Source organism: Chenggangzhangella methanolivorans (assembly GCF_042648545.1).
Lineage (GTDB): Bacteria > Pseudomonadota > Alphaproteobacteria > Rhizobiales > Methylopilaceae > Methylopila > Methylopila methanolivorans.
This window is the reverse complement of record NZ_JBHRXS010000029.1, coordinates 1-9828: the sequence shown is the minus strand read 5'-3', so window position 1 is coordinate 9828 and position 9828 is coordinate 1. Positions and strand designations below refer to the sequence as shown.

The following is a 9828-nucleotide window of genomic DNA, read 5'->3' as shown; positions in this document are numbered from 1 at the left end:
ACCCTCGCCTGTGCCGCGCATCGCTTCGGGGAAGATTACCACCTCAAGCGCCACCGGCGGGTTATCGCCCTTGGTCGCCGTGCCGATGAACTTGCCGTCGCCGACCTGATCGAGGCTCGACTTCACGACGTTGAGGAACGCCGTCTCCGGCTTCAGTGCGATCTGCTGCGTGCCGCCGTCCTTCGTCTTCACCGTGATCGAGCTGTCGGTGGCGCTTTCCACCGTACCGCGAACCCGGACGAGTTCGGGCGCGGCCTGTCCGGCCGCGGTGAACGCGAGCAGCCCTGCGGCCGCCAGAATTGAGACCCTGATCATAACGTTTCCTCTCTTGGTTGAGAGGGCACATGGAGTTCCGGAAAGCGGCGGCAAATAGATTGCGGGCAATTCGTCCAAGAAGATTTGCCCGGGCCGCGAGCGGTGCTCGATCGCTTTCGAATGTCCGCAGCCCTGTAACGACCCCATGTCGGGCGACGTAACGCTCGCAGCATCGCCGTCATGTGGAGGGCCGGATGGTGTCGGTCGTGAACGGGTTCGTCTGCCAGACCGGTTGTGACGAAGCGGTCGCCCGCAAAGGGCGCGATCCGCGCAATCCGAAGAACAATCCCGTGAAGGCCGAGGCGCTTGCGATCCGGGACGGCGAGGCGGTCACGACGATCGGCGTTCCGGGCGCTCGCGTCGTCTCGTTCGGCAAGGATGCCTCGATCGTCGCTGCGAGCACGGACGCGAAGGACGCCCCGCGCAATCCCGGAAGTCCGGCGCTGTTCTACGACAGGTCTGCATGAGAGCGGGCTCGCGTCACACATACGACTGGAGGCTACGTATGATCGACCGTTACGACCTGCTTTCCGCTGGTGTCTTGGCCTGCGCGCTGCTCGGGCTGTCGGGCGCCGCTCATGCGTCGGACCGACCTGTCGTGGTGGAGCTCTTCACAAGCCAGGGATGCTCCTCATGTCCGCCGGCCAACGCGAACCTCGCCAAGCTCGCGCAGAGAAAGGATGTCCTCGCGTTGAGCTATTCGGTGACCTACTGGGACCGGCTGGGCTGGAAGGATGTTTTCGGGAAGCCTGAATTCACGGAGCGACAGGTCGAGTATGAGCCCGGCCTTGGTCAGAACGGGCCTTTCACACCTCAGATGGTCGTCAACGGACGGCTGAGCGCAGTCGGCCAGCGGATAGGCGAGGTCGAAGGACTGATCTCGAGCGCCCGCGGCGACGAGGGGCCGGATCTGTCGATCTCAGGCGACAAGATCAGCGTCGGGGCCGGCTCGGCCCCAGCGGGCGGCGCTGACGTTTGGCTGGTTCGCTACGATCCGAAGACGGTCGAGGTTCCTGTGTCGCGCGGTGAGAATAAAGGGCGGACGCTTCCGCACAGCCATGTGGTGCACGAGCTTCGCCGGATCGGCTCCTGGGACGGTCAGGCGGTCAAGCTGCAGACGCGGTCCGACGCCGGCGGGTTCGCCTTGGCAGTCCTCGTCCAAGGGCGGAATGGCGGTCGAATCCTGGCCGCCGGCACGCAGTGAGGTCCGCCGCGCATCACCGAGGGTCTTGGTTCTCGACCAGCAGGGATAGCTTCGAGGCCAATCCAAAATAGTCTCGCATGACGAAATTCCTGAACGAAGCCGACGAACGCATCAGATCGGCGAAGGCCGCGGACGGCAGCACTGCGAGTTCGGTTTCCATCTCGGCCACGCTACGCGCCGCGAGCCGCTCGCCTGACAGGAGGGACTGCGTGGTCAGCGCGCAGGCCTCGCCCGCGGCGACGCTGTAGAGCGCCACGTCGAGCTTGGTCGCAGTGGGCCGGCATACCCGCGTGCCGCCGGTCACGCACATCTGGTAGCCGCCGCACGGGGCGTCGAACTCGTAGGCAACGGTGCCGCGGCTCAGGGTGGCGAAAAGCAGGCTGGCCCACGCGAACCGTCGATCGCGCTCGGTCATCAACCGGACGAAAGGGAAGCGCGCCTCCCATCGATCGGCTGGTTCTGAAGTCGTCATGCGTAGGTGCCGTTTCCTGAAGTCAGCCCAACGTAGCCTGACGATTTTCGAGCGTCGGTGACCTGGGTCACCGACAGTGGGGCCGGCCGCGGCGATAACGGATCTAGAAAGCGCATCGCCGCCAAGAACAGGGCGAGCGTCTGAAGGAGGACCCCATGAGGAAGATCGCAGTCACCACCAGCGCCGCCGCGCTGGTCCTCACGAGCGCGCTTGGCGCTCACGCGGCCGACGACGCCAAGGTGCGCGAGCAGCGCTGGACCGAGCTTCGTCAGAGCGTGTTCGGCGACAAGCAGGTCGAGCAGAAGGACGGCTTCCTCTCGCTCGACGCTCCCGTCCGCGCCGAGGACGCGGCGCTCGTGCCGATGGACATCAAGGTGTCGAACCCCGACCAAGTGAAGGGCCTGACGCTCATCATCGACGAGAACCCCGGCCCGGTCGCGGCCAAGATCGACTTCGGACCGGCCGGCGACCCCGGGCTCCTTCGGCTTCGCACCCGCGTGAACGCCTACTCGAACGTCCATGCGGTCGCCGAGACCAAGGACGGCAAGCTCGTCGAGACCGTGAAGTTCGTGAAGGCCAGCGGTGGCTGCTCGGCCCCGGTCGCGGGCGGCGCCGAGGGGACCATCGGCGAGATGCGGCTGAAAGTGAAGGACGAGGCGACCGCGGGCAAGTCCGCACAGGCGACGCTGATGATCCGGCATCCGAACTTCAACGGCATGCAGAAGGATCAGGTCTCCCAGATTTACACCCCCGCCAACTACATCAAGGACATCAAGGTCACCTACAACGACAAGGACGTGTTCTCGCTGAGGAGCGACATCTCGCTGTCGACCAACCCGGTGATCGAGTTCGGCTTCAAGCCGGAAGGCAAGGGCCAGTTCAAGGTCGTGGCCAACGACACCTCGGGCGGTCATTTCGAGAAGACGTTCGACGTGCCCGTGAAGACGCAGTGAGCCGAGCCATGAGAAGCCTCGCGCTCGCAGCCTTCGCCGCCGCCGCGCTCGTCAGCGCGGCCGCGGCCGGAGGATCGGGATCGGCTCCCGAGCCGAAAGGGCTCTGGACTGGACCCATCCCCGGCTACACGCCATCCACCCTGAAGGGCGCCGCAGTGATCGACGTCGCCGCGGCCGGATCTCTCGTCGACCATGGTGGGGCCGTCTTCATCGACGTGACCGAACCCGACCACAAGCCCGCGGCGCTACCGCCGACCGCCCTTTGGCGGCCCCAGCACCGCTCAATCCCGGGCGCCGTCTGGTTCCCGGGCGCAGCGCCCGGCGACCTGCCGCCCATGCAGGAGGATGTGCTCAAGAAGCGCGTCGAGACCCTGACGGGCGGCGACAAGGCCAAACCCGTCGTCGCGTTCTGCCACCCCGACTGCTGGGGGAGCTGGAACATGGGCAAGCGGCTCGTGACCTGGGGCTACACCAAGGTGAGTTGGTTCCCGGAGGGGATCGACGGTTGGCAGAAGGCCGACCGCGACACCGAGGTCGTCCCCGCAGACCCCGACTGGGCCGCCGCGACCAAGCAGGAGGCCGGACGCTGAACCGCGCCCATAGGAGGACGACCGAGATGCACACCCGCCGAAACGCAATGCTCGTCGCGCTCGGACTGGCCACGATAGCCGCCATCGGCCCGGCGATCGCCGACATGCCCGGATCCAAGCCCTTCGATCCGGCCGCCTTCGACGAGGCGCTGAAGTCCGGCAAGCCGATCCTCGTCGAGATCAGCGCGCCTTGGTGTCCGATCTGCAAGACCCAGAAGCCAATCCTCGGCAAGCTGCTGGCCGAGCCAAAATACAAGGACATGGCTGCGTTCGAGATCGACTTCGACACCGGCAAGGCCAATGTCCGCAAGCTGGGCGCGACCGACCAGAGCACGCTGCTGGTCTACAAGGAAGGCAAGGAGGTCGGCCGCTCGGTCGGCGAGACGCAACCCGAGTGGATCGCCGACCTGCTCGACAAGGCCGTGTGAGGGCGCAGCCATGATCGGCACGCTCGGACTGGCGTTCCTTGCGGGCGTCCTCACCATCCTGTCGCCCTGCGTGCTGCCGCTCGTGCCGCTCGCGCTCGGGGCCGCAGCTTCCGAACACCGCATGGGCTCGATCGCGCTGGTGGGCGGCCTCACGCTCTCTTTCGTCGCGATCGGCCTGTTCGTCGCGACCGTTGGCTTCGCGATCGGCCTCGACGCGGATGTGTTCCGCGCCGTCGCCGCGACGCTGATGATCGTCTTCGGCCTCGTCCTGATCGTGCCGGCGGCGCAGGCCCGCTTCGCCGTCGCCGCAGGCCCAATCGGAAACTGGGCGGGGGAGCGCCTCGACACGGTCTTCCGCACCGGCCTGGCGGGCCAGTTCCTCGTCGGGCTTCTGCTCGGCGCGGTCTGGGCGCCCTGCGTGGGGCCGACGCTCGGCGCGACGTCGGTTCTTGCAGCTCGAGGAGAAAACCTCGGAACCGTGGCGCTTACCATGGTGACGTTCGGCGTGGGCGCGGCGGCCCCGCTGCTGCTGCTCGGGATGCTGTCGCGCGAGGCGCTCGTGCGCTGGAAGACACGCCTGATGGAGACCGGACGCGGCGCGAAGGTCGTGCTCGGGGTCCTGCTGCTCGTGATCGGCGCGGCCGTCCTGACCGGAGTCGACAAGTCAGTGGAGACCGCGCTGGTCGAGGCCTCGCCCGACTGGCTCACGGCCCTGACCACCCGGTTCTGATCGGGGGCCGCGGATCGATCCGATTCGCGGCCTCAGGCCATCTTGAGTGAGGCCAGCGCCTTGCGGTCTCGGATCTCGACCTTGCCGCGATGGTTGGCGACCCAGCCCGCGCGCTCCCATTCGCCGAGGTGACGGGAGACGACCTCGCGGACGCTGTTAACGTCGGAGGCGAGCTGCTGGTGGGTCTTGGCCACGAAGCCTTCGTCATCCGCCTCGACGAGCAGCCGGCGGGCGAGCTTTTGCTCGAGCGTCGCGAACGAGACCTCGTCGACGATCGAGAACATGCCCGAGAGCAGCTTGCTGTAGTCCTGCAGCACGAAGGTCCTAAACGGGGCTGAGCGCCCCATCAGCTCCGAGAAGACGCTCGCCGGGATCGCCGCCAGCTCGGTCTTCGCCTCGGCCACGCTCTCGGCCGGGAAGTTGCTGCCCGAGAGGAGGCACTGGGTGGTGAGCACGCAGGTGCCGCCGGAGGTGACCTTGTAGATTAGGACCTCGCGGCCGTTCTCCGACCTGCGGAACACCCGCGTCCGTCCGTCGAGGCACATCAGGTAGTTGGCGCAGTCGCCGTCGAGCTCATAGGCGATCGCGTCGGCGTCGAGCGTGGGAAAATGCACGCTCCGGAGCGCAAGCGCGCGATCCTCCTCCGACATCTCGCGAATGAACGGGAAGACCGCCTCCCAGCGGTCGACTTGCGCCTGGGTCGCCATAGACGTCTTCCATCCCAAATGCCTGCGCGGGGCTTTGTGGCTCCGTCGCCCTTATTATCGAACCCTCTCGGCAACGATCAATCGCGACGACGCGCAGCCGAGAGCCGCCTGACGACGTTCATAGTCTCCGCGCCAATTCCCGCGCCGCCGCGGCGCTCTTCTCACGCGAGAAGTCCGCAGGTTCTCCGTCCATCAGCATCTTTTCGACTTCGATTTGATGAACGCCTTCGGCGGCCTACTGCCAATTCGCCGGTCTCCGTAGATCCGCGAAACCGAGCAGCTAGCGAGAGACGTTGGAGGGACGCCTCGGTCTTCATACCCTCACGCATTGACTAACTGGGATACCAGAATGAATTTGGAGCAATGCTTTCAATTTGACAGGCATTTTTTGCATATAGAGACTTCTGAACGCCCGGTCTGATGCGCAAACTTCTGCGCTTCTTCAATGTCGTAGAAAGGCCCGTGCCATCTTCCGTGCGGCGACGACGATTGGTGGCTGACGCCGATCCCACGATTACAATACGAACATTCTCCACGATGAATTCGGCTGCGACCGGTCGTCCAGTTGTCATAGACGTAAAAGCTGTCCATCGAGCGCGTCCCTTACGCTCAAGGTACGGAGAGACCACGAGGAAGGTTTCGCTCGGCTAGGGAACGTGGTTCGGACCCAGCCGCGCTCTTCATTAGCCGGAGCGCTGACCAAGCGTTGGTCGGAACGTCCTCCTCGATGAATCGGGCCATTCGCGGATAGGTTGCGTAGCGTGCAGGCCTCGCCAAGACTGCGGCCATGCTCAGGAAAATCAAGCAGATCGCAGCAAGATCTCTGATCTGATTTAAATATATGATCGTATCAAAAATTCTTATTCATTTGTATTTACAGATTTTGCCGTTCTGTTGTGCGATTTAAGTGACTAGTCGCACATTGCTGTCTGTTCTTGCTGGGTATTTGTTGCCGAAGACAACCCTGCGCGTCACCCTTCGATCAATATCGGAGGAAACACGTATGCGCATCACGACCCTTCTCAGCGCGGCCGCCATCCTCGGCGTAGCCGCAGCGCCGGCCGCCGCCGCCGACCTTCCAATGGAAGCTCCGCCGGCGGTCGTTTCGGTCGACAGCTTTTCCTGGAGCGGCGTCTATATCGGCGGCGCGATCGGCTACGCCTGGAGCGACCTGAAGGTCAGAAACCGCGGGCTGGGCGACAATTTCCGTTACCGCAACAACGTCGACTCGCTGATGGGGTCGGGCTTTGTCGGGGTGAATTATCAGTTCGATCAGGTGGTCGTGGGCGCGGAAGCCGACCTGTCCTACGCCGACTTCGGCGGCAAGAACCGCGGCTGCTTCCGTGGCTTCGTGTGCAAGGCGAACGCGGGCGACTGGTTCGGCACGATCCGCGGCCGCGTCGGTTTCGCGGTAGACCGTGCGCTGTTCTTTGGCACGGCGGGCCTCGCGATCGCAGAAGGAGTCGATTTCAAGCGGACGGGTGCGCCGTTCAGTTTCGACAAGGATAAGTCCGGGACGCGCTACGGCTACGCTCTCGGCGCCGGCGTCGATTACGCGGTTACCGACAACGTCATCCTGCGGGGCGAGTATCAGTACGTCGATTTCGGACGTGAATCCGTGCGCGCCGTCAACGCGATCGGCGGCGGCCAGCCAGCCAAGATCGACCAGGTCGCCCACATCGTGCGCGCCGGCGTCGCCTACAAGTTCTGACCGACGGCTTCGCCGGGCGGCGAACGGGGGAATTCAACGCGATCCTGAAACTCGAACGGTGCGCTTCCCGTACCGCTCAGTGCGGCCGCGCGCGCGGCGAGAGGACGACCAGAAAATCTTGAACAGGGATGAAAGAAGATGACCGAAGAGCATCGCATTGACGGGAAGGACCGCGCCATAGACTGGAACGCCGGCCGACGCGCTTTTGTGCGCGGCTGCGGGCTTGCGGCCGCAGGCGCCGTCGTGCTCGGGGCGGCGCGCCCTGGGGAGGCGGTTGCGGCCGAGAACATCGACCTCGACGTTCTGAACTTCGCTCTTAATCTCGAATATCTCGAAGCCGAGTTTTATCTTCGCGCGACCACTGGCAAAGGCCTTTCCGACAGCGACATCGACGGCAAGGGCGCTCAGGGTCCCGTTGTCGGCGGCAGGAAGGTCAACTTCGACACCAAGGCGATCCGCCTCTACGCGGAGGAGATCGCCGGTGATGAGAAGGCCCATGTCCAGTTCCTGCGCGCCGGGCTTGGAGACGCCCGCGTCGCGCGGCCGAAAATCAACCTGAAAGCGAGCTTCACCGCCGCTGCGACTGCGGCCGGCCTGATCACCGCCGGGCAAGAGTTCGACGCCTTTGCGAACGAGACCAACTTTCTGCTGGCCTCCTATATCTTCGAAGACGTCGGCGTCACGGCCTACAAGGGCGCAGCGCCCCTGCTGACCAACAAGGATCTGCTGGAAGCCGCAGCCGGCATCCTTGGGGTCGAGGCCTATCATGCGGGCATCATCCGAACGCTTCTCTACTCGCTCGGCCTGTTCAAGGAAGCCCGCGCGATCTCGGACGCCCGTGACTCGCTCGACGGCGCTTCCGACCTCGACCAGGGCATCGGAAACGCAAAGACCGCCAATCTCGTGCCGACCGATGCGAACGGGATCGCCTTCAGCCGCTCTGTTCCTCAGGTGAAGAACATCGTCTATCTGAGCCCGGACGGGACCAAGGGCGGCTTCTATCCGAACGGCATCAACGGCGCGTTCGCCTGACGCCTTGCCGGGCCGATCTGCGCGCAAGCGCGGGTCGGCCCTCCTCGGCGGTCTCCACCCAATGACCGAGGCGCGGGTCCTTTTCGTCGGGCGCACCCTGTTCGTCGCTCATGATCGCTCCACCATCAGAGCATTCGCAGCACTGCCGCGCTGGATAGCACCGAATAATGGCGAGTCCTGAGATCGCGATACTGATCAACCGCGTCGCCGACGGCGATCGCGCTGCGTTCGCGGCGCTCTATCAAGCCACCAGCCCAAAACTCTATGCTATCTGCCTGCGCATCCTGAAGGACCGGGACGAGGCCGAAGACGCGCTGCAAGACAGCTACGTCAAGATCTGGCGCGGTGCGAAAAGCTACAACGCGGCGGCCGGAGGTCCGAACACCTGGTTGTCGTCGATCGCCCGGCATCGCTCGATCGACTCCGTGCGGAAGCGCCAACTCCCGGCTGCCGATCTCGAGGACGGATACAATGTCTCCGACGAGACGACCATCGATCCCGAAACCTCTACGGTGCTTGCGGACGAAGGCCGACGGATCGACCGCTGCATGGAGGAGCTTGATCCGGCGCATGCCGGCGCGGTGCGCCGGGCCTATGTCGAAGGCCTGAGCTACGCCGAGATCGCAGCCGAGCTCGAAGCGCCGCTCAACACCGTCCGGACCTGGTTGAGACGCAGCCTGATGAAGCTTCGGGAGTGCATGCTGCGATGACGTCTGGTCCTTCGCAGAATGACCAGATCACTGATGAGATCCTCGCCGGCGAGTACGTCGTCGGAGCGTTGTCGGCCGACCTGCGGTCGGAGGCCGATGAGCGTATCGCCGACGACCCGGAGTTCGCCCGTCGAGTTCGCCGCTGGGAGGCCATGCTCGCCTCGTTCAACGACGACTACGGCGAGGCCGCGCCTCCAAAAGCGGCTTTTGCTGAGATCGAACGTCGCCTGTTCGGCGAGGCGGAGCAGCGTTTGGAAATCTGGAGTTCCCTGTCGTTCTGGAGGGGGATCTCCTTCGCGTCTTCAACCGCGGCCGCGGCTGCGGTCATCTACGCTTTCACTCTGTTGCCTCAAAAGCCTATCGAGCCGCCGTTGGTGGCTCTTCTGACGGCTCCGGATGTAAATATATCCCTCGTGGCGACCTACGATCAGGCAGCAGGCATCCTGCGAGTCACGCCTGCGGCTAGCGGGCAGCCGAAAGAAAAATCTCTAGAGCTTTGGCTTGTGCCGGGTTCAGGTCAGCCAAAATCGCTCGGCGTCTTTGCGCCCGGTCCCGGTGGAGTTGTGGTCATTCCCGAGGATCGCCGCGCCGCGTTGATCGACGGAGCAACGCTCGCCGTGTCCGTAGAGCCGTTTGGCGGATCTCCAACCGGCCTCCCGACCGGCCAGATCGTCGCGAGCGGGTCGATCGGTCCATCCTAAAGAGATTGCGGAGGCAACATTCAAAGAGCCTATCGAGTTCGGAAGCCAATCCGCGCGTTTTGTCTAACGGCCGTCGTGTGAAGCTGACAGGCTGCCATGCGCGCTGACAGCGAGGCGGCGCCTCTTTGACCCGGCATGCCCGTCGGGTTCGCGGACGTCGGCGGATGTCCGTTCTTGGCGCGTCTCAGCCGTGAGCGCTGGTCCCGACCTGACCCGAATGTATGGACCGGCTGCTGTTCGCAACTGAGGCGTGCTGGTGCGGAAGTCGCTGATAT

At 64.5% G+C, this 9828-nt stretch carries 12 protein-coding genes and 1 pseudogene; 10 read left to right on the top strand and 3 right to left on the bottom strand.

What is annotated here, in order from left to right; all coding sequences use genetic code 11:
- Positions 1–315: pseudogene (locus tag ACFOWB_RS26635) on the bottom strand (metal ABC transporter permease); the annotation flags it as partial.
- Positions 316–509: 194 nt separating this feature from the next.
- Here ACFOWB_RS26635 and ACFOWB_RS26630 point away from each other — a divergent pair.
- Both ACFOWB_RS26630 and ACFOWB_RS26625 read left to right on the top strand, forming a co-directional pair.
- Positions 510–782: a hypothetical protein gene (locus ACFOWB_RS26630; protein ID WP_261404309.1), complete on the top strand. Its 273-nt coding sequence runs from the start codon at positions 510–512 to the stop codon at positions 780–782.
- A gap of 38 nt (positions 783–820) precedes the next feature.
- The gene (locus ACFOWB_RS26625) at positions 821–1519 is read left to right on the top strand and encodes a DUF1223 domain-containing protein (protein WP_261404310.1); all 699 of its coding nucleotides are present in this window, start codon (positions 821–823) and stop codon (positions 1517–1519) included.
- A 13-nt stretch (positions 1520–1532) separates the two neighbouring features.
- Here the strand turns inward: ACFOWB_RS26625 and ACFOWB_RS26620 are convergent, their stop codons facing one another.
- Positions 1533–1991, bottom strand: a complete 459-nt coding sequence (locus tag ACFOWB_RS26620; protein WP_378150375.1) for a hypothetical protein — start codon at positions 1989–1991, stop codon at positions 1533–1535.
- A 155-nt stretch (positions 1992–2146) separates the two neighbouring features.
- Between ACFOWB_RS26620 and ACFOWB_RS26615 the strand changes: the two genes are divergently transcribed.
- Genes ACFOWB_RS26615 through ACFOWB_RS26600 form a run of 4 tightly spaced genes read left to right on the top strand, consistent with a single transcriptional unit; the run spans position 2147 to position 4692 of the window.
- The gene (locus ACFOWB_RS26615; protein ID WP_261404312.1) at positions 2147–2944 is read left to right on the top strand and encodes a quinoprotein dehydrogenase-associated SoxYZ-like carrier; all 798 of its coding nucleotides are present in this window, start codon (positions 2147–2149) and stop codon (positions 2942–2944) included.
- Between the two features lie 8 nt (positions 2945–2952).
- Positions 2953–3534 carry a rhodanese-like domain-containing protein gene (locus ACFOWB_RS26610; RefSeq protein ID WP_378150373.1) on the top strand — a complete coding sequence of 194 codons (582 nt, stop codon included), beginning with the start codon at positions 2953–2955 and terminating at the stop codon, positions 3532–3534.
- 26 nt (positions 3535–3560) lie between these two features.
- The gene (locus ACFOWB_RS26605; RefSeq protein WP_378150371.1) at positions 3561–3962 is read left to right on the top strand and encodes a thioredoxin family protein; all 402 of its coding nucleotides are present in this window, start codon (positions 3561–3563) and stop codon (positions 3960–3962) included.
- Between the two features lie 10 nt (positions 3963–3972).
- Positions 3973–4692, top strand: coding sequence for a cytochrome c biogenesis CcdA family protein (locus tag ACFOWB_RS26600; RefSeq protein WP_378150369.1), 720 nt, complete (start codon positions 3973–3975; stop codon positions 4690–4692).
- 32 nt (positions 4693–4724) lie between these two features.
- Here the strand turns inward: ACFOWB_RS26600 and ACFOWB_RS26595 are convergent, their stop codons facing one another.
- Complete coding sequence (locus ACFOWB_RS26595) at positions 4725–5399, bottom strand: Crp/Fnr family transcriptional regulator (RefSeq protein ID WP_378150367.1); 675 nt, start codon at positions 5397–5399, stop codon at positions 4725–4727.
- Positions 5400–6321: 922 nt separating this feature from the next.
- Between ACFOWB_RS26595 and ACFOWB_RS26590 the strand changes: the two genes are divergently transcribed.
- From ACFOWB_RS26590 to ACFOWB_RS26575, 4 genes are all read left to right on the top strand, one after another.
- Positions 6322–7110 carry an outer membrane protein gene (locus ACFOWB_RS26590; protein WP_261404315.1) on the top strand — a complete coding sequence of 263 codons (789 nt, stop codon included), beginning with the start codon at positions 6322–6324 and terminating at the stop codon, positions 7108–7110.
- A gap of 138 nt (positions 7111–7248) precedes the next feature.
- Entirely contained in the window at positions 7249–8142 is an 894-nt protein-coding gene (locus ACFOWB_RS26585; RefSeq protein WP_261404316.1) for a ferritin-like domain-containing protein, read from the top strand.
- A 167-nt stretch (positions 8143–8309) separates the two neighbouring features.
- The gene (locus ACFOWB_RS26580; protein WP_261404317.1) at positions 8310–8852 is read left to right on the top strand and encodes a sigma-70 family RNA polymerase sigma factor; all 543 of its coding nucleotides are present in this window, start codon (positions 8310–8312) and stop codon (positions 8850–8852) included.
- Positions 8849–9553, top strand: coding sequence for an anti-sigma factor (locus ACFOWB_RS26575; protein WP_261404318.1), 705 nt, complete (start codon positions 8849–8851; stop codon positions 9551–9553). The genes ACFOWB_RS26580 and ACFOWB_RS26575 overlap by 4 nt, the downstream gene beginning before the upstream one ends.
- Positions 9554–9828: the final 275 nt, after the last annotated feature.

Coding starts and splice junctions, on each gene's coding strand:
- ACFOWB_RS26630 (WP_261404309.1), top strand. CDS start 510: ATGGTGTCGGTCGTGAACGGGTTCGTCTGCCAGACCGGTTGTGACGAA.
- ACFOWB_RS26625 (WP_261404310.1), top strand. CDS start 821: ATGATCGACCGTTACGACCTGCTTTCCGCTGGTGTCTTGGCCTGCGCG.
- ACFOWB_RS26620 (WP_378150375.1), bottom strand. CDS start 1,991: ATGACGACTTCAGAACCAGCCGATCGATGGGAGGCGCGCTTCCCTTTC.
- ACFOWB_RS26615 (WP_261404312.1), top strand. CDS start 2,147: ATGAGGAAGATCGCAGTCACCACCAGCGCCGCCGCGCTGGTCCTCACG.
- ACFOWB_RS26610 (WP_378150373.1), top strand. CDS start 2,953: ATGAGAAGCCTCGCGCTCGCAGCCTTCGCCGCCGCCGCGCTCGTCAGC.
- ACFOWB_RS26605 (WP_378150371.1), top strand. CDS start 3,561: ATGCACACCCGCCGAAACGCAATGCTCGTCGCGCTCGGACTGGCCACG.
- ACFOWB_RS26600 (WP_378150369.1), top strand. CDS start 3,973: ATGATCGGCACGCTCGGACTGGCGTTCCTTGCGGGCGTCCTCACCATC.
- ACFOWB_RS26595 (WP_378150367.1), bottom strand. CDS start 5,399: ATGGCGACCCAGGCGCAAGTCGACCGCTGGGAGGCGGTCTTCCCGTTC.
- ACFOWB_RS26585 (WP_261404316.1), top strand. CDS start 7,249: ATGACCGAAGAGCATCGCATTGACGGGAAGGACCGCGCCATAGACTGG.
- ACFOWB_RS26580 (WP_261404317.1), top strand. CDS start 8,310: ATGGCGAGTCCTGAGATCGCGATACTGATCAACCGCGTCGCCGACGGC.
- ACFOWB_RS26575 (WP_261404318.1), top strand. CDS start 8,849: ATGACGTCTGGTCCTTCGCAGAATGACCAGATCACTGATGAGATCCTC.